At 62.5% G+C, this 19,591-nt stretch carries 18 protein-coding genes and 1 pseudogene; 5 read left to right on the plus strand and 14 right to left on the minus strand.

The window, feature by feature from the left end:
• Positions 1-57: 57 nt before the first annotated feature.
• Positions 58-2,439: a transketolase gene (locus FJ414_RS17220; protein ID WP_140645567.1), complete on the minus strand. Its 2,382-nt coding sequence runs from the start codon at positions 2,437-2,439 to the stop codon at positions 58-60.
• A gap of 127 nt (positions 2,440-2,566) precedes the next feature.
• Here FJ414_RS17220 and FJ414_RS17225 point away from each other — a divergent pair, with 127 nt between their 5' ends.
• Positions 2,567-3,034 (plus strand): Lrp/AsnC family transcriptional regulator, encoded by a 468-nt coding sequence (locus tag FJ414_RS17225; RefSeq protein WP_140645568.1) that lies wholly within the window; start codon positions 2,567-2,569, stop codon positions 3,032-3,034.
• Between the two features lie 78 nt (positions 3,035-3,112).
• Here the strand turns inward: FJ414_RS17225 and FJ414_RS17230 are convergent, their stop codons facing one another.
• Positions 3,113-3,550 (minus strand): hypothetical protein, encoded by a 438-nt coding sequence (locus FJ414_RS17230; protein ID WP_140645569.1) that lies wholly within the window; start codon positions 3,548-3,550, stop codon positions 3,113-3,115.
• Between the two features lie 306 nt (positions 3,551-3,856).
• On the minus strand, positions 3,857-5,626 hold the full coding sequence (ligD, locus tag FJ414_RS17235; RefSeq protein WP_140645570.1) for a DNA ligase D: 1,770 nt from the start codon (positions 5,624-5,626) through the stop codon (positions 3,857-3,859).
• Positions 5,627-5,843: 217 nt separating this feature from the next.
• Here ligD and ehuB point away from each other — a divergent pair, with 217 nt between their 5' ends.
• Positions 5,844-6,953, plus strand: coding sequence for an ectoine/hydroxyectoine ABC transporter substrate-binding protein EhuB (ehuB, locus tag FJ414_RS17240; RefSeq protein WP_246672428.1), 1,110 nt, complete (start codon positions 5,844-5,846; stop codon positions 6,951-6,953).
• A gap of 113 nt (positions 6,954-7,066) precedes the next feature.
• Here ehuB and FJ414_RS17245 read toward each other — a convergent pair whose 3' ends face one another.
• Both FJ414_RS17245 and FJ414_RS17250 read right to left on the minus strand, forming a co-directional pair.
• The gene (locus tag FJ414_RS17245; RefSeq protein ID WP_140645571.1) at positions 7,067-7,504 is read right to left on the minus strand and encodes a CopG family transcriptional regulator; all 438 of its coding nucleotides are present in this window, start codon (positions 7,502-7,504) and stop codon (positions 7,067-7,069) included.
• Between the two features lie 5 nt (positions 7,505-7,509).
• Positions 7,510-9,495 (minus strand): conjugal transfer protein TraG, encoded by a 1,986-nt coding sequence (locus tag FJ414_RS17250; protein ID WP_140645572.1) that lies wholly within the window; start codon positions 9,493-9,495, stop codon positions 7,510-7,512.
• A gap of 293 nt (positions 9,496-9,788) precedes the next feature.
• Here FJ414_RS17250 and FJ414_RS17255 point away from each other — a divergent pair, with 293 nt between their 5' ends.
• Both FJ414_RS17255 and FJ414_RS17260 read left to right on the plus strand, forming a co-directional pair.
• Entirely contained in the window at positions 9,789-10,043 is a 255-nt protein-coding gene (locus FJ414_RS17255; protein ID WP_140645573.1) for a helix-turn-helix transcriptional regulator, read from the plus strand.
• Positions 10,043-11,353 (plus strand): type II toxin-antitoxin system HipA family toxin, encoded by a 1,311-nt coding sequence (locus FJ414_RS17260; RefSeq protein WP_140645574.1) that lies wholly within the window; start codon positions 10,043-10,045, stop codon positions 11,351-11,353. The genes FJ414_RS17255 and FJ414_RS17260 overlap by 1 nt, the downstream gene beginning before the upstream one ends.
• 394 nt (positions 11,354-11,747) lie before the next feature.
• On the opposite strand, the gene FJ414_RS17265 is transcribed toward FJ414_RS17260, so the two are convergent.
• The 9 genes from FJ414_RS17265 to FJ414_RS31505 form a co-directional block, all read right to left on the minus strand.
• Positions 11,748-13,487: a VirD2 family relaxase/mobilization nuclease gene (locus FJ414_RS17265; RefSeq protein WP_140645575.1), complete on the minus strand. Its 1,740-nt coding sequence runs from the start codon at positions 13,485-13,487 to the stop codon at positions 11,748-11,750.
• 243 nt (positions 13,488-13,730) lie between these two features.
• Entirely contained in the window at positions 13,731-14,507 is a 777-nt protein-coding gene (locus FJ414_RS17270; protein WP_140645576.1) for a lytic transglycosylase domain-containing protein, read from the minus strand.
• Positions 14,504-14,833 (minus strand): DUF736 family protein, encoded by a 330-nt coding sequence (locus FJ414_RS17275; protein WP_140645577.1) that lies wholly within the window; start codon positions 14,831-14,833, stop codon positions 14,504-14,506. The genes FJ414_RS17270 and FJ414_RS17275 overlap by 4 nt, the downstream gene beginning before the upstream one ends.
• Positions 14,834-14,869: 36 nt before the next feature.
• Positions 14,870-15,415 carry a S26 family signal peptidase gene (locus tag FJ414_RS17280; protein ID WP_140645578.1) on the minus strand — a complete coding sequence of 182 codons (546 nt, stop codon included), beginning with the start codon at positions 15,413-15,415 and terminating at the stop codon, positions 14,870-14,872.
• Positions 15,412-15,903, minus strand: a complete 492-nt coding sequence (locus tag FJ414_RS17285; RefSeq protein WP_140645579.1) for a DUF2840 domain-containing protein — start codon at positions 15,901-15,903, stop codon at positions 15,412-15,414. The genes FJ414_RS17280 and FJ414_RS17285 overlap by 4 nt, the downstream gene beginning before the upstream one ends.
• Positions 15,900-16,955 carry a replication initiator protein A gene (locus FJ414_RS17290; protein WP_140645580.1) on the minus strand — a complete coding sequence of 352 codons (1,056 nt, stop codon included), beginning with the start codon at positions 16,953-16,955 and terminating at the stop codon, positions 15,900-15,902. The genes FJ414_RS17285 and FJ414_RS17290 overlap by 4 nt, the downstream gene beginning before the upstream one ends.
• Before the next feature lie 17 nt (positions 16,956-16,972).
• A complete protein-coding gene (locus FJ414_RS17295; protein ID WP_041002472.1) occupies positions 16,973-17,254 on the minus strand; it encodes a helix-turn-helix domain-containing protein in 282 nt (93 codons plus the stop codon).
• Positions 17,255-17,546: 292 nt separating this feature from the next.
• On the minus strand, positions 17,547-17,873 hold the full coding sequence (locus tag FJ414_RS17300) for a DUF736 domain-containing protein (RefSeq protein ID WP_176477128.1): 327 nt from the start codon (positions 17,871-17,873) through the stop codon (positions 17,547-17,549).
• A 2-nt stretch (positions 17,874-17,875) separates the two neighbouring features.
• The gene (locus FJ414_RS31505) at positions 17,876-18,055 is read right to left on the minus strand and encodes a hypothetical protein (RefSeq protein ID WP_181181641.1); all 180 of its coding nucleotides are present in this window, start codon (positions 18,053-18,055) and stop codon (positions 17,876-17,878) included.
• 539 nt (positions 18,056-18,594) lie between these two features.
• Between FJ414_RS31505 and FJ414_RS17305 the strand changes: the two are divergent.
• A pseudogene (locus FJ414_RS17305) lies at positions 18,595-19,447 on the plus strand (alpha/beta hydrolase).
• The last annotated feature ends 144 nt before the right edge of the window (positions 19,448-19,591 follow it).

The following is a 19,591-nucleotide window of genomic DNA, read 5'->3' on the forward strand; positions in this document are numbered from 1 at the left end:
CCGGTATTGACGACTTCCTGTCGAACGAGCCAGCCGGAGGCGATGTGGGATCGATCGTCAGGCGGCGGAGCCGAGGTGCCTCAGCGGCCGGCCAACCGAAACCGCTTGAGCCGCGGCCATAATACCTTGCGCGTCGATCCCGTAATGCCGGTAGAGATCCGCGATCGTGCCGGTCTGGCCGAAATGCTCGACGCCCAAAGCGCGCGTACGGTGGCCATGGACCGACCCCAGCCAAGCGAGCGTCGCGGGGTGCCCGTCCAAGACCGTAACGATGGCGCAGGAAGCAGGAAGGCCGGCCAGAAGGCGCTCGACATGACTTGAGGCGCGCGGATGGCCGTATTGGCGCGCCCGGGCCGCGGCTGACCAGCCGGCGTTCAGCCGATCAGCCGAGGTCACGGCCAGAAGCCCGACATCGCGCCGATCGCCGGCCATCAAGCCCAGCGCCTGTACCGCTTCCGGCGCGACTGCCCCGGAGTAAGCTATCACCAGGTCGGCGTTCGGGCCGGGCGGGCGCAGCCAGTAGGCGCCATCGACGATGTCGCGCGCCAGCTTGCTTTCCATCGGGCGTGTCGGCTGCTCGATCGAGCGAGTCGAGAGCCTCAGGTAGACCGAACCCCCGGTTTGATCACGCAGCCAGGTATGGTCGTCAGGCTCGGCTTCGCCGGTACGCTGCATATACTCGAATGCCCAACGCAGGATGATTGCCAGTTCATCGACATAGGCCGGCTCGAACATCGCGAGACCGTCCTGCGCCATGCCGATCAGCGGCGTGGCGACCGACTGATGCGCTCCGCCTTCGGGAGCCAGCGTCACGCCGGAGGGCGTCGCGGCCACGATAAAGCGGGCGTCCTGGTAACAGGCATAATTGAGCGCATCGAGGCCCCGCTCGATGAAGGGGTCATAGAGGGTTCCGACCGGAAGCAGTCGCTCGCCGTGAAGCGAGTGCGACAGGCCGAGCGCCGAAAGCATCGTGAAAAGGTTCATCTCGGAGATGCCCAGCTCGATATGCTGTCCGGACGGCGCAAACGTCCAGTTGAAGGTGGAGGGGATGCGCTCCTCGCGGAAAATGTCCGCCTGATCGCCGCGCGCGAACAGACCCCGCTTGTTTACCCAGGCGCCGAGATTGGTCGAGACGGTGACGTCGGGGGATGTCGTGACGACACGGCTTGCAAAATCGCTGTCCGACTTTGCGATCTCGTGCATCAAAAGCCCGAAACCTTGTTGTGTCGACATGGACGGCTGAGCGCCGAAGCTGATGCGCGCTGGCACCGGAATAGCTGTGGCATTGTGACGACGCGGGGCTGCCTGCGCGAAAGGCGACGACGCGAGGAAGGATCGTATCGCAGCCTCGTCGTAGGCGAGGCCCTCGAACATGTGCCATTCGCGGCCCTCGCCCACTCCCATACCTTGGCGCAGGGCTTCGACTTGCGCCGGTGTCATCAATCCGGCGTGGTTGTCTTTGTGGCCGGCGAGCGGCAGGCCGAAGCCCTTGATCGTATAGGCGATGAAGCAGGTCGGGCGATCATGCCCGCGCGCTTCTTCGAAGGCATCGATGATGGTCTCAAGATCGTGGCCGCCGAGGTTTGCCATCAATACGGCAAGCTCATCGTCGCTGCGCTTCTCGATCAGGCGGCTGACCGGTCCCTGATCGCCCAGATCGTCCAGCAGGCGCCTGCGCCATGCAGCGCCGCCCTGGAAGGTCAGCGCGGAATAGAGCTGATTGGGACATGCGTCGATCCAGGCCCGCAGCTTTTCGCCGCCCTCCTCCTCGAAGGCGGCCTGTTGCAATGTCCCGTGTTTGAGGATCACCACATCCCAGCCGAAGTTGCGAAAGATGGTTTCGAAACGCTGCCACAGGCCTTCGCGCACCACCGCGTCCAGGCTCTGCCTGTTGTAGTCGACGATCCACCAGGTGTTGCGCAGGCCGTGCTTCCAGCCCTCGAGAAGCGCCTCGAAGATATTGCCTTCATCCATTTCGGCGTCGCCGAGCAGAGCGACCATCCGGCCTTCCGGCTGATCGGTCTTCCACCCTTTTGCGCTGACATAATCTTGGACCAGGGAGGAGAACAGGCTCTGCGCGACTCCCAGTCCAACCGACCCGGTCGAGAAATCGACATCGTCGATATCCTTGGTTCGGGACGGATAGGACTGCGCGCCGCGATAGCCACGAAAATTCTGCAGCTGCTCGAGCGTCTGCTTGCCGAACAAATACTGGATGGCATGGAAAACCGGGCTGGCATGCGGCTTGACGGCGACGCGGTCCTGCGGCCTCAGGATCTTGAAGTAGAGCGCCGTCATCAAGGTCGAGGCGGACGCCGAAGACGCCTGGTGGCCGCCGACCTTGAGGCCGTCCGTCGACTCGCGAAGATGGTTGGCGTGATGGATCATCCAGACGGCCAGCCAGAGGACCTTGCGCTCAAGCTCGGAAAGGATCGTCATCGTCGGCTCCTGTGAAATCGCGCCTAAACGATACCTGCGTCGATCTTCCGAATGTGGCTATTCTTGCTACAAAGCGATCGATGATATTAGCTGATCCAGCCAATTACGGCCCACCGATGAGGGAAACATGCCAAATCCGGCGTTTGACGCAATCGACCTGAAGATCATCGCCGCGCTGCAGAAGAACGCCAAGGCGACTTCGAACGACCTCGCCGAAGCCGTCGGACTTTCGCCCTCCCCTTGCGCGCGGCGCGTCAGGCTCCTGGAGAACGCCGGCGTCATCAAGGGCTACACCGTGGTCGTCGACCAGAAGAAGCTCGGCCTGCCGATCAGCGCTTTCGCATCGATCAAGCTTGAAAGGCAACGCGAGGACGATCTCGACCGGTTCTCGCAAGCCGTGCTTCGCTGGCCAGAGGTGGTCGACTGTTATCTGATGACCGGCCAGCGCGACTACCTGATGCGCATCGTGGTGCGCGACCTCGAGGCCTATGAGCGGTTCATCAAGGACAAGCTGACGCGGCTGGACAATATCGCTTCGATCGAAAGCAGTTTCGCCCTGGGCCAGGTCAAGCGCTCGGAAGTCCTGCCCATATGATCGAGCGAGTATTCTGGGACGCCCATCGCGGCGGCAGCCGGTCTGCGTGCCCTTGCGCTGATCGAGGGCAGATGCGCCTCAAGATCGGCCGTCCCTGGCCGCGTCCTCGATCAATTTCGCCAGCAAGTGGCGGAATCTTTGGTCAGACTTATCCGCGATACTTCCTATATCTTCCGCCACCATGCCGGGTGCAGAAACTGACGCCTCCCCACTTATCGAAACGCTGACCCTGAACGCCCTTGCCTGGCTTTTCTCGCCTGCTCCGTTCCGGTAAATTCGGAATTCAACAGACGGCGCAATGGCGCTAGCCTCGCGGCGCGGCATGGGGTTTACATCGATGGTCACCTCTCCCGCCACGTCTGCCTTGGCCGCTTCCAACGACGCAACGACGACCTCCGTTAGCCAAGCTCTGGCTTGGGCGCCAAAGTCCACCTTTGGGGTATTCCCATCCGCTCTCTCGTCCTGCCGATGGTGAGCTTTCTTTCCCCGCTCAAGGGCCTCTTTGAACTTGGACATTGTGGCGGCCTCCGACTGGTCAGCACATGAGGATGCGGCAGATCGGCCGCAACTCTTCAATTTAAAGAACGCACGCAATCCTGGGATGTTGCGCCTAGACGAAATTGGTGCTTTGGCCACGCATACCTGATGGCGCTCCCCAGGCTCGCTTACTGAGTGCAAGGCTGGACCCCGGTTCTGATGGCCTTTCGCAAGCGCACGTCGGCATCGAAGTGGGCGGAGGTCTTAAAGTGATTTGGGCCGCGTGGTTGCTCGCCTTCGCTTCCAGAAGGATGAACTGAGCGCCGCAAGTTAAGCGGCTTCTCACTACGCTGCCTTTCGAACAGCAGCCCTGAATGGATGGTCGATGGTGAAGGCGTCCGGCCGGATTCCCCGCTCGATCTGCGTCCATGTGACAGGATGGGCAATAGGAAAGCCGGGCCGCGCTCGTGGCGAGAACGTACCGACTGCAGTATTGCCGCGCCCGTTGCGAAGATAGTCGAGGAAAATGCGACCACGTCGGGCTGCTGGATCGGCTGACAAGAGGTAACGGTCCGGCTTAGCATCGATGAGGCACTGCGCAAGTGATTTGGCCAGTTGCCGCGCCCTGTCATGGGTCGTCTTCGCGGCGAGCGGTGCCATCAGGTGAATGCCTTTGCCGCCGGTGAGCTTCGGCCAGCTCTCCAAGCCAGTTGCTTCCAAGATCGCCCGTAGCGACAGCGCGGCTTCGACCACCGCATCCCATCGGACGCCCTCGCCGGGATCGAGGTCCAGGACAAGCCTGTCGGCATATTCGATATCGTCAATGGTCGCATTCCAAGGATGAAGCTCGACGGTATCCATTTCGAGCAAGCCGAGCAGGCCGTTGAGATCATCCACCCAAACCCGGACACCTTCGCCGCCTTCGCGTTTTTGCACCCGCAGTTGGTGCACCGACGCTGGTATCGGAGGCAGCGGTCCCTTGTGATAGAAGGTGGCCCCCTGCGCATGACGTACCAGCTTCAGTGGTCTTCGTCCCAGATGGATCAGCGCTCGGTCAGCCACCCGCCGCCAGTAGCCCATCAGCTCTTCCTTGGAAGGTGCAACAGCATCGGGTAACAGCTGGAGAATGTTCTCGCGAGGAACGCCATGTTGACCCTCCAACCTGCGCTTGGAGGGGGACGGCGGCTTCGCCGGGATCACCTGGAGATCCTCGCGCAATCCCTTGAACACGGCCTCGCGCAAGATGCCTCGGTCTGTCACGCCACTGAATTGCACCTCCGCCAGCACCTCCGGCCGGACCCACGTTGCCTTGGGCTTTGTGATGGGGTCCGAGAGAGGTGATTTGCTGATGACTAGCGGATCAAGCCGCTCGCGAATTCGCCGGGCTGCCTCCAGCGTATAGCCGCTTTGCGCTTTTCCCGCATAGAGCAGCCGCTCGCCCTGCCATCTGCCGATATACAGGGAAGCAATGCGGCGTGGTTGCGCGCCGAGCTTTTCAACGAAAGCGACAATCGGGAACGTGTCGCTCTTGACGCACTTCACCTTGAGCCAGCTCGTTTGGGCACCGGAGCGATAGGGAGAGTCAGCCCGCTTTGAGACCACCCCCTCCAAGCCCATGCGGCAGGCATGGTCGAACACGTCCTTGCCGCTAATTCCCAGATGTTCGACATAGGTCAGTGTTGGAGCCGTTTCCTGCAGGAGCCTGTGCAGAGCAGCTTTGCGCTCAATCAGCGGCTGCTGTCGAAGGTCGCGGCCGTTGAGGTACAAAAGATCGAACGCAAAGAACATGAGTTTCGGCGAGTTCGGATTTCCCAGTTCCCGCTCGAGCGCTTGAAAGTCCGGCAGGCCGGTGTTGCCGAGAACCACAGCTTCTCCGTCAATGATCGCGGATCGGACCGGCAGGTTCGCCGCCGTCTGGACGATCCGTTTGTACCGATGCGACCAGTCATAGCCGCGACGCGTGAAAGCACGTGCCCCGCCACCTTCAACGATAAGCTCGGTCCGGTAGCCATCGTATTTGATTTCGTGCAGCCAGTCCGTGTCGGCAGGAGCGTTCTCGACCAGCGTCGGTGACTGAAATTCGATGAAGGCGAGGTGACCGGTCGATTTACGCATGCACTCGAACTCCTGAACCGGGATTCAAACCGGGCCGGAGCAATCGGTTCCAAAGAGTTTAGCAAAATTGAATATGATCGCGGCCGCCGGCGCGGTCGGCTGCTGCCTCTGAAGCTTTTAGAAACCTTGTAGCAATGATCGTGCGCTGAGCCTTATTCGCTCAACGGTCAATCCAGCGGTGAGCCGCCAAAGAGGGCTCGAGTAGGAAGACCGAACGGTGAAAAGCGCGCCTGACCGAGAGTCTGCTGATCTGCATCGTCTGCGGGGTTGGGGCCTGCAAATTGAAGACTCCAAATATTCGGCCCGGTCACCTCGCCTCCCATTGTTTGAGAGGCGGCAATATTTTGTACATATTTTGTATATCTATATTGACGCATTGGCTGCCCTCAACGTAGCGTTGAACGGCTGGGGCCGAACCCCTGCGCGCAACTCAATCTCATGGGAGGACTGCACGATGAAATTTCGAGCCCGATCGGCCGCCATTGGCCTGGCCTGCATCGCCTATGCCGCGATTGTTGGATCCGTGCTGCCGGCCACGGCGGAAACGACAAAGGAACGCATCTTGAGAGAGGGCAGGATTGTGATCGGTATCCACAACCGTTCGCCATGGGGCTACAAGAAGGAAGGAACCGGCGAGTTGCTCGGCTGGCATCCGGACCTGCTCAGAGCAGCGTTCGCCGATCTCGGCGTCAAGCAGATCGACTTCGAGGTCACCGAGTTCGGTGCGTTGATCCCTGGCTTGATGGCCGGGCGTTTCGATGCCGTGGCGTCCGGCTTGTCGATAACGCCGCCGCGATGCCAGCAGGTCGCCTTCGGCGCTCCCGATCTGAGGCAGGACGACGCGGCGATCGTACTCGCCGGCAACCCCAAGGCGATCCATAGCTATGCGGATCTTGCCAAGAAATCCGACACCATCATGGGCGGCGGCCGCGGCAGCAATGTCATCCAGAACGCCATCGCCGAGGGCGTCCCTCAGGATCGGATCCTGCAGTTTCCCGATGTCGAGACCAACATCGCGGCACTGCGCGCCGGCCGTATCGACGCCGCGGTATTTTCTTCCCCGACGGCAATCGGGCTGCTGGCCGGCAAAAAGAGCCCCGATCTGGAGCGCGCCAACCCATTCACGACCGACGAGAAGTCGATCAGCTACGTCGCGATCGCGTTCAGGAAGGATGATGGTGACCTGCGCGACCTTTACAACCAAGGGCTGGCCAAGGTGATGTCGAACGGCACGATTGCCACCATCATGGCGAAGTACGGATTTGGCCCTACCGAAAACGTGCCGCCAGGCTTGACGACCTCGCAATTATGCGGAGCCGCCAACTGACCGGGTCAGCAACGGGAAGCCCGGCCGATGCCCTCCTCGAACTAGTCAATCAACAGGACCTGGTGGCGCCGCGCGAGCTCGGGCGGCGCCTCCGCCCGCAGGCCGCCACATCACTATCGCTCAGGATCGCTGGATGGCGCGATGTCTTCGGGGATTTCTTGCCGCAAGCTCGGCCCCTTGGCCAGGCGCCTGCCAAGCGCGGAAAGGAAAGCTTCATAGCGCTCGCTTGCCTTGGCGCGCGCTGCCTGGGCCATCGGCTCAGGCAAGGCCGGAGTGGTGGCAAGCCAGAAGCGGACGAATACCGCATGGGTTTCAACTGAGATGCCGACGTCGCGCTCCAACCGCGCGATCCGGCGATCGATCCGGTCGAGACGTTTGGAGATCGCCGCCTCGCGTTGCGCTTCGGCATCCGGAGAGAGGAATGAGGCGATCGCCGCCTCAGCAATGAGCGACTGCGAGCGATCGCGCCGGGCGGCATACTCGACCAGCAAGGCCATCACGGCAGGATCGAGATAGACGGAAATCTGGACCTTTTTCTTTCTTGGCGTCACAACCTTCACAGCTCCATGCCGTCGTCCGGATCGAGCGCGATCTGACGCGCCACGCCCCGAACAAGGCGAGCCATGCGGCTGCTGCTCGCGGCGAGATCATCCGCCTCGTCAGGCGCTTCGATCTCGAATTCGTTGACGGGCGGCAGCTCCGCCGCAGCCGGCAGAAGTGGATCGAGCTCGGGCTGACGTCGCAATTCGGACTCGGTCGATTCGCCATGGACTTTCGCCACGGCAGTTGCGGCTGCCGCACCCGGTTGCGGAAGCGGCAACGGAATCGTCGTCCAATCGTCAGGCTCCGCCACGGCTCGACCCGTGATAGCCGGTGGCGGCATGATGCGCTCCCGCAACCGCGGGTCTTCGAAATAGCGCGCCTTCTTCGCCCGGATCGGCGGCGTCCCCGCCAGCATGACGATCTCGTCGCCTGCCGGCAGTTGCATGATCTCGCCGGGTGTCAGCAATGGCCGCGCCGTCTCCGAGCGCGAGACCATGAGATGACCGAGCCATGGCGAGAGCCGGTGACCGGCATAGTTCTTCATCGCCTTCAGCTCGGTTGCCGTACCAAGGGCGTCCGAGACGCGCTTGGCGGTGCGCTCGTCATTGGTCGCGAAGCTGACCCTTACATGACAGTTGTCCAGAATAGAGTTGTTCGGGCCGTAGGCCTTCTCGATCTGGTTGAGGGACTGCGCGATCAGGAAGCTTTTCAACCCATAGCCGGCCATGAAAGCGAGCGCGGATTCGAAGAAGTCGAGCCGTCCGAGCGCCGGGAACTCGTCCAGCATCAGAAGCAATCGATGCCGATCCGCCCTCGCCTGCAGATCCTCGGTCAGACGGCGGCCGATCTGGTTGAGGATGAGACGGATCAGCGGCTTGGTGCGGCTGATGTCGGATGGTGGAACGACGAGATAGAGCGTCGCCGGACGAGGATCGGCGACCAGGTCGGCGATGCGCCAGCCGCATGCGCGCGTCACCTCCGCCACCACCGGATCGCGATAGAGCCCAAGGAAGGACATGGCGGTCGAGAGCACGCCGGAGCGTTCATTGTCCGACTTGTTCAACAACTCACGGGCTGCGCTGGCGATGACCGGGTGCGGACCACCCTCCCCAAGATGCGGAGTCGTCATCATCGCGGCCAGGGTTGATTCGATCGGCCGCTTCGGATCGGACAGGAATGCCGCGACGCCGGCAAGCGTCTTGTCCGGTCCGGCATAGAGCACATGCAGGATCGCGCCGACCAGCAGCGCGTGGCTCGTCTTTTCCCAATGATTGCGCCTTTCGAGTGAGCCTTCGGGGTCGACCAGGATGTCGGCGATGTTTTGCACATCGCGGACTTCCCATTCACCGCGGCGAACCTCGAGCAAAGGGTTGTATGCATCCGATCTTGCATTGGTCGGATCAAACAGCAGAACCCGGCCGTGGCGGGCGCGGAAGCCGGCGGTCAGACCCCAGTTCTCGCCCTTGATGTCATGGACGATTGCCGAGCCAGGCCAGGTCAGCAGCGACGGCACAACAAGCCCGACACCCTTTCCCGAACGCGTCGGCGCAAAGCAAAGCACATGCTCGGGCCCGTCGTGGCGCAGATAATGAGTTCCATAGCGCCCCAGCACCACGCCGTCGGGGGCAAGCAGGCCTGCCGCCTGCACCTCGCTTCTTTCGGCCCAGCGCGCGGAGCCATAGGTCGCGACCTCCCTCGCCTCGCGGGCACGCCATAGCGACATGCCGATCGCTACGGCGATCGCGATGAAGCCGCCCGAGGCGGCAATCAGACCGCCGCGCGCGAAGATGGCTGGTGCGTAGGCGTCGTAGAAATACCACCACCAGAAGATGGCGGGCGGATAATAGACTGGCATGCCGCCAATGACGAACCAAGGCGCTCCCAGCCGTTCCTGATAGCCCAGCTGCCAGGCGGACCATTGCGTCGAGGCCCAGATCGTGAAGAGCACGATCAAGATGACCACGACAATCTGTCCCCAAAGGACTTTCGTTCCCGACATTCGCTTCTCCTTGTGGCGAGAGGTCAGCAAGGTTGGCGCGAGATTCAACAGCGGGCTCACGCCGATCGCGTCGCGTCGTACTGTCGGCAAGGAAGACAGGGAATCGGGAAGCCCAAGAGCCCGGGGCGCGAGCGAGGGCGCCGTCCTCCTGGATTGCGCATCTGAGCATCAAACATCATACGCGATTGCGTATATCCGATCTCTATACGCAGTTGCGTATACGGTAGATTTATACGCGATCACGTATATTGCCAAGTCATACGCGATCGCGTATATATGCTCAGGAGACTATCATGACCGAACAGATCGCTCGTAACGAAAAGCAACTCGGCGCCATTCTGCGTCGCGCCCGCCGGCAAGCCGACCTCACGCAAGAGACGCTTGGCAGCCGGATCCACCTGCGTCAGGCCACCGTGTCTCGCCTTGAAGCCGGCGAGCCGGCAGTGCAGCTCAGTACGTTGATGGCTGCGCTCTCCGCCCTCGACCTTGAACTCGTCGTTCGCCCGCGCAGCAAAAGCAGCGCGACCGAGATCGCGGACCTGTTCTGATGGCGCGGCGACCGGCTCACACGCCGCTCAATGTCTTCGTGAACGGTCGGCTGGTGGGCGTGCTGCGCAGGCAATCCACCGGCGCCGTGGACTTTCAATATGCCCGCGAATGGCTGGACTGGCACGGTACCTTCCCTGTCTCGCTTTCGCTTCCCTTGCGGGAGGACCGCTATATCGGCGCGCCTGTAGTCAATGTCTTCGACAACCTGCTTCCCGACAATGACGCCATCCGCAAGCGTATTGCTGAACGCGTCGGGGCGGATGGCACCGACGCCTACAGCATGCTTGCCGCCCTGGGCCATGACTGCGTCGGCGCATTGCAATTCCTGCCTGATGGCGTCGATCCCGGCAGTCCTGGTAGCAGCGACGGCAAGCCGGCCAGCAAAAAGGATATCGCCGGGATAATCGCAAACCTCGCGGTCGCCCCACTTGGCCTCGGCGAGGATGAAGATTTCCGCATCTCGATCGCGGGCGCCCAGGAAAAGACGGCGCTGCTACGCAAGAACGGACGCTGGTACAAGCCGGTCGGCACGGCGGCGACCACCCACATCCTGAAACCGCAGATCGGCAGGTTGCCGAATGGCATCGATCTCTCCAACAGCGTTGAGAACGAATATCTGTGCCTTAAGCTGATCGACGCGTTCGGCGTTCCCGCCGCCAGAACTGAGATCGCCGACTTCGGGGAGCGCCGTACGCTGATCGTCGAGCGGTTCGATCGGTTGTGGGCCAGGGATGGCCGTCTCATGCGCCTACCACAGGAGGATATGTGTCAAGCACTGTCGGTCCCGCCGACACGCAAGTACCAGTCAGAGGGCGGTCCCGGCATGCCGTCGATTATCGAGCTTCTTAAGGGCAGTGACCGGCCCGAAGACGACATCTCGCTGTTTTTGCGTGCTTGCATAATATTCTGGCTCATTGGCGCGACCGACGGCCACGCCAAGAATTTCAGCATTTTTCTCGGGCCCGGCGGGCGGTTTCGGATGACGCCGCTCTATGACGTGCTAACCGCGCAGCCCAGCCTTGATGCTGGCCAGATCCCTCGCAAGAAATTCAAGCTGGCGATGTCTGCCGGCAAGAGCCGGCATTATTCCATACATGAAATTGTGCCCCGCCATTTCATGCAGACCGCCGACGTTTCCGGCGTGGGGACGTCCCTGATGCGCAAGGTCCTCGAAGACATCTCCGAAAATGCCGAGAGGCGGACCGAGGCCGTGATTTCTTCGTTGCCACGTCACTTTCCCGCGCAGCTCGTCGAGTCGGTCAGATCGGCGATAATCAGGCGCGCGATCATCCTCGCCGAGACACGCTGATCAAGCTCAGAGGGCGGCCGGACAAGAATTCTGGGCTGCCCGACCGCACATTCGATATCGACATCCCCTGCGGCGCAGCTAAGACTGCCTCTTCTCGGACCCACGGCATCGCTAACTTCCGAAATCTTGGCGCAGCTTCGTCCCTTTCGCCAGGCCGTCTCGCACCGTGATGAAGGCCTGGTAGCGTTCGCCCGCCTCCTGCGCGCGCAGGCGCATAAGTGGACGGGCAAGCCGGCGCGATCGACCAGCGCGGCCCGAGGTGCGGCCGAACGCCAAGTCTCCATGCCGCGATTGTGTCGCCGTCGAAGTCGTCAACACCACGCTCAGGAAAACCGTGGGGATCTGCTCCCAAAGGATTTGGCGGCGGACATGGCAGCATCCATTCTTTCAGCTGCTAGAGACCTAGCCCGCGCTTGCGGGCAAAGCTCCAATCGACACCGCCGTGGCCGCGAGTGCTGCCGCTGACATGCTGGCCAAGATGCTTCTCGAGCGAAGGCGTCCAGGGCACGAGCTGGAACCCGAGGCCATCATCGATCATCGCGAATCGGCCGGACGCAACCGCGAAGCGCTGGCTGTAGGTGCCGGACACGGATTCGCCGGTTGCCGCACGGTTGAACGAGCGGCCGGTCTGGGTCGCGATCCTGCCGCCCAGCGCCTCGAGCTCCCTTCGGCGCAGCGTGTCGATCAAGTTTCCGGCAAAAACGGTCCCGCCCGGCCGCCGCTCAGCCAGCCCTAGTCCGATCAGATGCTCGACGCGCCGATCGAGCGCCTGGCGCACCTCGGCGCCGAAGCCGCCGTCGGAAAGAGCCGCCGCAGGACGGGCAAGCGCCTGCCGGTCGAGCCAGGTTGCCCCCTCAGCAACCACCTGTCTGTCGACATCGAGGTCGGAGCGCACGGCAAGCGCCAGCCGCGGGCGTCCCTGAGCGTCCTCGAATTTGCGCAGTTCGACGATCGCACCCGGCGCACCGTCGCCCGCCGCCTCGAGATCGGCGAGCCGCACGTGATGGCAACGACCGTCGACGCCATCGATGATTGCATAGGCACTGCCGCTCAGTTCGTCATCCAGTCCGCGCTCGATCAGACGGCCGCTAATCGTCTCGCCGATGGTCTCTGCGGCCAGCACATAGCTGGCGCTCGCGCGTTCGATGCCGCGGGCTGAGAATGCGTGATGCAGGCGTTTGATGATATCGGCGCGCTCACCCATCTGGCACAGCGTCGCCTCGGCTCTCTCGCTGAGCATCCATTGGCCAGGACCGAGTTGCTCGGCGAGGCCCAGCGTTTCCAGCCTGCGCAGCCGCCCGATCTTTGGCGCGATGAATTCGTCAGGCTGGCGATCGGCACGCGGTGCTAGATCGATGACGCCGTTGTCGCGTGCGTCGCGGAGCAACTGGCGGTCCAGCCCGGTCCACCGCTCGGCCTCGACCTGGCGCTCGACATGCCGGCGGACCTCAAGATCCGACCGGGGGCCAAGGTCCTGCGTGACGAGCTCGCTGGCGCGATCGCGCATGCCGCGGCTGATGTAGTCGCGCGAGATCACCAGGTCCTGACCGTCGTCGGCCCGTCCGCGCAGGATGACGTGGACATGCGGGTTGTCGGTGTTCCAATGGTCGACCGCGATCCAGTCGAGCGACGTGCCGAGATCCTTCTGCATGCGACCCATGAGATCACGGGTGAAGGATTTCAGGTCGGCCATCTCGGCGGCATCCTCGGGCGAGACGATGAACCGGAAATGATGCCGGTCGCCCTTGCAGCGATCGACGAAATCCGGGATCGACGCATCGTCGACCTCCGGTCCGAACATGCGGGCTTTCGCGTCGTCGCGTGTGACCCCCTCGCGCCGCAGATAGTTGAGGTGGGTCGCCAGCGGCGCGCCACGTTTCGAATGGCGAACCACGCGGGTCTTGATCGTGACGAGGCGGGAGCGGCCGGTGAGGAAGCGATTGGCCTGAAGGCTCGCTGCCCTGCCCCGCCCGAACCGCGAACTGTTGCCTGTCCCGATCCGGCCTGATCGCGACACGCTGCCGCCAGCCTTTTGCGCCGCCGCAAGCGCCTGGGCGACGAAGGGCCGCGACGATTGGGCTCGCGTCGAGCGAATGCGGCCCGGACGGATGCGGAACTCGTGCTCATCGGACACGGCACCCCTCCTCACCTTGCCATTTGCGCAGCGAATACAATGATTTGCATGTTCCCAGCACATTGCCCCGAGCCGCTGCAATGTGCGGGAAGCGGCAAAAAACCCAGCAAATGCAACCAACCGACCGCAGCACAATGTGCGCCCTTTTATCTTGCCATCCCTCGGTTGTTGCCTCGGGCCCTATGCGCCTCAAAGGCTGCGACGTCCAAAGAGATGCCGCGGGGCGATTTGACGGACACTTCGTCATCGCTGCGATGTCCGTACGTCGGAGCCAGCGAACAGTTGGCGCGGCTGCGAACTGGCCGCGAAAAGTTTGCGCACCGGCGGTGACGATGAGACCTCGACAGAAGCGTGTTCGCCGGACGAAAGACCGGAACCGGCTAGGGACCCGGACCGCACTATGAACAGCGGCGCGACCTTCCAAGTGACCGCCTTGGCATGGCCGGCTGTGAGCGCGCCGGGCGCATCACCGCCGCCCCAGAAAGGGCGGAGCTTTGCAACATAGGCCCGGGTTTCAGCCGGCAGCGGGCGGCCCCTCAAGGAAGCTTCGTAGCGCGCCGGCCCCGCATTGTAGGCGGCGAGAAAGCCCGGTGAACCGTATCGATCATAGAGCTCGCGAAGATAGGCGGTGCCGGCAAGGATGTTGTCGTGCGGATCATAGGGATCGCTGCCGAGTTGGTGACGAAAGCGCAGCTCGGCCCAGGTTTCGGGCATGATCTGCATCAGACCCACTGCACCCTTTCGCGACACGGCGCGTGGGTCGCGGGCGCTCTCGAGGTGCATGACTGCCCGTATCCAGAGCTGAGGAACGCGGAAGCGATGCGACGCCTCGGCGATATGCGCGGCATAAGGATCGTCCGCCGATTTGTGGGAGACCGGCGCGGATTGTGCGGCGGCCCCCGTGATCGCGTGGCAGAGGATCAGGGTGCCAGCGACAAGCCAACGTGCTTGCCTCCGACTAGGCAAGCAACTGACGGGACGGCGTTCGTGCGCGCAATTCGGCGCCGACGGCCCGCTCATCGAGCGCGCTCCGGCCGCCATTTCGGCCGGATCCAGCGCAGCGACCAGGACCCGTCATCGGATCGGAAGAGACCGGCGCGGAAGCGTCGACCAAACAGCGGATCCTCCAATCGGCAAGACAGATAGTCGCCAGCCGTCTGCCCGGTTTCCTTCCAGGCCGCGCCGACCTCGGGGCCGCTGCCATCGCCGATGTGGATACGAAAATCCGGCGCATTGCCGCTGGACGTCCTGATCGGGACAAGCACCAGTTCGAGGTCCACGAGCAGTGTTCGAATGCGTCCGGAGTAACCGGATTCTGTTTCCTGGAAGACGCCGATCTCGGCCATGAACTATCTCCTTGCTCATGTTGGCTGGGCTGAATTTCAGTTCGCGGGAGCGAGCCAGGTGTAGTGGCCATCGCCTCTCTCGTCGGTCCAAAGCGGTGTTGCGCGTCCGACGATCGAGCTCACCGGGAACGGGCCGAAGTAGCGGCCGTCGAGACTGTCCTGGACCTTCCGGTTCATGACGAAGATTTGGTCGGCGGCGATCGTGCGGCAGCCCCCCCAGTCAGGCAGCGCGCGTCCCTTGCGGTCGCGCTCCAGCGCGGTGCCCGTTCCAATCCCGTCGACCGTGATGACGCCAGCAACACGACAAACGTCCTGTCCAGGAAGTCCCTCGATGTGCTTCAGCATCGGCAAGCCGAGCGGAAGGTAGCCACGCTTGGCGGCGAACCGGGCGACGATTTCTGGCGGCTCGATAACAACGAGCGCGCCAGCCGTAGGAACGGCCATGTTCCTGACCGCATAGAGTCCGATTGGAGCGCTGGCCGATGCGTTCCATAGCAGCAGCGGCGGCATCTCGAGCAAAGCCGGAGCGACCGTTGCGGCGACAGCCGCAAGCACCGCGGCCATGCAAGCGGCGCGGCTCATGAGGCAGCTCGCTTGCGCAACAGATAGGCCCGGTGCTGTTCGAGCGAGTAGGCACGCGGCGTTCCGCCGGCAACCAGACGGTTGTGGGTCTGCCGCCAGTAATCAGGGGCGGCCTCGGCCGGATCGAGGCCGATCGCCTCGATCGCATCGATCAGTTGGAGAACCCGCTCAACCTTGTCCCAGCTTGCGATCTTGAGCAGGATCTCGCCGCCTGGCCGGATGTAAGGCAGCGTCTGAAAAGGTTCAGCGGGCAAGACGACGCGCACGATGTCGATGCGCGAAACGACGGTGCCAAAGTCATTCGCCGCCCAGCGGACGAACGCAAAGACACTGCCCGGCGCAAATCCGACGACGCGGCGCCGCTTGTCGAGGATCGTTTCATGCGCAGGGCGTCCGAAGCGGATGCGATGCTCGATCCGCTTCTCGATCCAGATCAGTTCGACCGTGGTGAGGCCGCCGCGCGCCGTCGATTGAGGAGACCGCGTCATGCGTCGTCTCCATCGCGTCGACCGACAAACCGCCGCTTCTGCTCCCCAGCGCCAGTCCGCGGCTTGCCCGCAAGAATGTTAGATTGGGAGTTAGACTCAAAGTTAGGAGCGCGATTTCCCTTTTCCGGCTCATCCCTTAAGGCCGGTGGCGGTTCCCGAAAGCACGAGGATACGGTTCCCGATGGCACGATAGTTCGGGTTCCTGATGGCACGATCCTGTCAACAGGCGTCGGCGCCGGTTCGAAAGCCAACAACACACGGCCGCTGGCTTCGACCTCCGTGAACAGAAGGTACCCGGGAAGCGGTTGGCGGCGCACGATGTCACGCAGCTCGAAGACGAAGCGCTTGAGCGGCGAGAGGCTGCCGGACTTCCGATGCAGGTGGCGGATGTCGAAACGCCAGCCGGCGCGCTGCCTCCCGCCATGCTTGCGCACCAGCCGGTAGAGCCACCGCTCCAGCCCGCCCGTCAGCCCGAAATAGGCGCGATCTATGGTCAGGATCAGCGCGTCGTCCATGACGGCGCGATAGAACCAATCGGGCAGGATCATTTCGACGCCAAGCGGGCGGCCGTCTCGGCCGGAGCGCTCCTGCCATTCATTGATCCACGAGAAGCGATGTCGCCGGCCCTCGGCGGGTTGGCGGATGGAGGTGACGACGCTTGTCGACTGCAGGCGATCGAGCGCCGCCTTGAGGCGCAGGTAGTCTCGCTTGGAGACGCCGCGGCCGATGAAGGTAAGCATTTCGTATGGCGTCGCGGCCATCAGGCGCGAGGTGCGCAATCCGGCATCCCGAGCGCTGACGATCTGGCTCGCGGCCCAGATCAGGATATCGGCATCCCAGATCGTCGCCATGCCGTGATCGGGCATCGCTTCGACACGGATCGCCACATCGCCGGCATGAAAGTCGATCGGCGCGACGCGCCTGGATTTGGCGAGGGAGAAGAACGGATAGGCCATGAGGTCCTGCGCATCGCGTGGCGCGACGACGCCCGGCAGCGCCTGGAACAGGTCGAGCTGTTCGCGCTCCAATGGTGGGCGTGGTCGTGCCGACATTGGGGGGAATCAGCGGCTCAGCGCCTTTCGCGCCCGGCATAGGGGATCAGGCGGGCGGCCTGAGGCTTGGCGGGCAGCACCGAGCCATGCGGATCGGATGTCGATGTCATCGCGCCGCGCTGAACCCAGAGCTGGAGGTCGTCGACGGCGTAGACGACGCGGCCGCCAAGTTTGCGATAGGCAGGCCCGGTGCCGTAGGTGCGATGTTTCTCAAGCGTACGCGCCGAGAGACTGAGGAAATGCGCCGCTTCCGAAGTGCGCAGGTAGCGCGGCGGCAGTGGCGCGGCGTCGGCGTTCATGAGGTGTCTCCTTCCGGCCGTTGCGGTTGAACGGCGATCGATGGCCAGGATGGAGGAGCAAGGGGATGGTGATCAGGTGTGCAATTGAGGGGCGCTATTTCGCACCGCTAAGAGGTCTTCGGCAGTGCCGCCGACGCGTGCAGCAATATAGCCGCCGCTCAATCACCTTCGCGCCATCGTGCATCAAGCAGCGCATCCTGTAACAGGAACCCGGTCGGATAAACCGGCGGCGCGGACGTCTTTCGCGCGAACAAAGGACGCCTCGCCCGGTCCGGGCGAGGCGTCTGCCAATTCACTCGCTGTTGCGGCGGTTGGGGCGGGACCAGATGAGGCTGTGGCCCTCACCTTCCTCGTCGGCGAAGAGGTTCGCGTAGATCGGAGCGGTGAAGCTCGGGTCGTCCAGCTTGAGCCCGAGATAGTCGCGGCCCTCGTTGGAGCGCTTGGACCAGGCGGCGCCGATCTCGGCCTTGCCGACCACCACACGGTGGCTTGGAGCGTTCTCGCCGCTGGCCCGGGTGTCGGGGACAATGCGCACGCCCTTGGCCTGGACGCTGAGGGTGACGATCTCGCCGGTGAACTCGTTCGCATTGGTCTTCTTGAAGGTGCCGATGGTAGCCATTTTCAGTCTCCGTTCTCGTTTCCGAGCCCGCACCATGCGGCCTCGACGGCGATCTTGAGGCCGAAGGCGACCGCTGCCGCATCGCTTGCGACCGCAGCAAAGCGCAGGATAGGGCAGGCGCGCGTTTCTTGGTTGCGCGAGGAATGGGCTTCGCCCAGGGGAAGAAACTCGCGACGCGCCATTGCGGCATAGTCGGTCGAGGCTTCAGCCGTCCTTCGGCCAGATCAGCCCGTTCGAGAGGTCGTTGGTGCGCTCTGTGAAATGACGCAGGAGCGGCAACGAAGGCACCGGCTGTCGATAGAGATGAAGCGAAGAGTTAACGTCGACGTATCCACAACAACGGCGCGACGCGCTGTATCAAGGGCCTGCATCGTTTAGTCGGGCATAGGGTCCGGTCACCACCCCTTACTTGAGTTGATCCTCGGCTGAAGCGCTCGCCGAGACGTGCCGATCCACTGACAGTGTCATGTCAATGCGTTGCGCTCACAAAGCGCAAGCCCAGCGATATAGCCAAGTCCAAGGGAGACGGACGGCGCGCCAATGAGGTCACGTTGACAGTCTGACTACCGAGCGGTTGGCGAGTACCCGCACCGCGGGAGCGGTCGTTGCCTGTAGAGTACGCCGAAACCCCGATTGCGATCGTTCTCGACGTTCTGTTCGTCGTGAACTTTCACCTGGCTGGGGAGTTGCTCGATCTCCCCGTTCGTGGGCCGGGAATGCCATGTTCGAAAATTTTGTACTCGAGATGATCGAGACGCAAGGCGGAAGGATCAGAGTTCGCCACGGCGGAAACGGTCCTGCGCTTCTCCTCATCCACGGTCATCCGCGTTGCCATACGACCTGGGCAAAGGTTGCTGACTTACTTGCGGAAGAATTCACAATTGTTTGTCCCGACCTTCCGGGCTTCGGTCGATCATTCATACCTCCGGACGATCCCGACAGCACTTTCTCTTCAAAACGCGTCAAGGCTTCGGCACTGTTGGAGGCCATGGGGAAACTGGGACACCACACCTTCTCCGTGGCGGGCCATGATTGCGGAAGCTTAGTCGCGTTCCGATTGGCGATGGACCACCCTGAGAGGGTCTCCAAGCTGATCACCGTGGACGGATTGCCAGTTATAGAACATCTCGAACGCGCCGACTGGGAATTTGCCCGTGATTGGTATCATTGGTTTTTTTGCCCAGCCAGATAAACCCGAACGAGCTATCTTGGCTGATCCTATGGCTTGGTACGATTCCCTATTTCCAGGCACCATGGACGCCGATGCGTATGAGGAGCTGGTTTCACTTATCCATGACCCCGCTGTTGTCCATGGCACGGTTGAAGATTACCGGGCAGGCATCCGTATCGACCATCTTCATGACCGCGAGGATCGAGAAGCGGGTCGAAAGGTGCGCTGCCCAATGCTCTGCCTCTGGTCGACCGATGACGATCTTGAGCGGATCTATGGAAATCCTGTCGCGATTTGGAATGACTGGGCCGAGGATGTAAGCGGGTATGGGCTCAAGAGTGGCCATCACGTGGCGGAAGAAAATCCGACTGGTCTCGCAGCAGCGCTCAAGGCGTTCCTCTAAAGACCTTCCACCTAATGACGTCAGATGTCCGCTTTGGGGAGATGCGGAAATCACCTCAGCGTCTGCAGGCCGACGCGCCGGGCCCTGATCCGAAAAATTGCTTCCTCCGCATAAAAACATGTCCCAAGCTATTTATTAGCGCAT

The organism is Mesorhizobium sp. B3-1-6, assembly GCF_006439555.1.
GTDB lineage: Bacteria > Pseudomonadota > Alphaproteobacteria > Rhizobiales > Rhizobiaceae > Mesorhizobium.

Excerpts from the sequence above, each read along its gene's own strand:
- FJ414_RS17220 (WP_140645567.1), bottom strand. The coding sequence starts at position 2,439 with ATGACGATCCTTTCCGAGCTTGAGCGCAAGGTCCTCTGGCTGGCCGTC.
- FJ414_RS17225 (WP_140645568.1), top strand. The coding sequence starts at position 2,567 with ATGCCAAATCCGGCGTTTGACGCAATCGACCTGAAGATCATCGCCGCG.
- FJ414_RS17230 (WP_140645569.1), bottom strand. The coding sequence starts at position 3,550 with ATGTCCAAGTTCAAAGAGGCCCTTGAGCGGGGAAAGAAAGCTCACCAT.
- ligD (WP_140645570.1), bottom strand. The coding sequence starts at position 5,626 with ATGCGTAAATCGACCGGTCACCTCGCCTTCATCGAATTTCAGTCACCG.
- FJ414_RS17250 (WP_140645572.1), bottom strand. The coding sequence starts at position 9,495 with ATGTCGGGAACGAAAGTCCTTTGGGGACAGATTGTCGTGGTCATCTTG.
- FJ414_RS17255 (WP_140645573.1), top strand. The coding sequence starts at position 9,789 with ATGACCGAACAGATCGCTCGTAACGAAAAGCAACTCGGCGCCATTCTG.
- FJ414_RS17260 (WP_140645574.1), top strand. The coding sequence starts at position 10,043 with ATGGCGCGGCGACCGGCTCACACGCCGCTCAATGTCTTCGTGAACGGT.
- FJ414_RS17270 (WP_140645576.1), bottom strand. The coding sequence starts at position 14,507 with ATGAGCGGGCCGTCGGCGCCGAATTGCGCGCACGAACGCCGTCCCGTC.
- FJ414_RS17275 (WP_140645577.1), bottom strand. The coding sequence starts at position 14,833 with ATGGCCGAGATCGGCGTCTTCCAGGAAACAGAATCCGGTTACTCCGGA.
- FJ414_RS17280 (WP_140645578.1), bottom strand. The coding sequence starts at position 15,415 with ATGAGCCGCGCCGCTTGCATGGCCGCGGTGCTTGCGGCTGTCGCCGCA.
- FJ414_RS17285 (WP_140645579.1), bottom strand. The coding sequence starts at position 15,903 with ATGACGCGGTCTCCTCAATCGACGGCGCGCGGCGGCCTCACCACGGTC.
- FJ414_RS17290 (WP_140645580.1), bottom strand. The coding sequence starts at position 16,955 with ATGTCGGCACGACCACGCCCACCATTGGAGCGCGAACAGCTCGACCTG.
- FJ414_RS17295 (WP_041002472.1), bottom strand. The coding sequence starts at position 17,254 with ATGAACGCCGACGCCGCGCCACTGCCGCCGCGCTACCTGCGCACTTCG.
- FJ414_RS17300 (WP_176477128.1), bottom strand. The coding sequence starts at position 17,873 with ATGGCTACCATCGGCACCTTCAAGAAGACCAATGCGAACGAGTTCACC.
- FJ414_RS31505 (WP_181181641.1), bottom strand. The coding sequence starts at position 18,055 with ATGGCGCGTCGCGAGTTTCTTCCCCTGGGCGAAGCCCATTCCTCGCGC.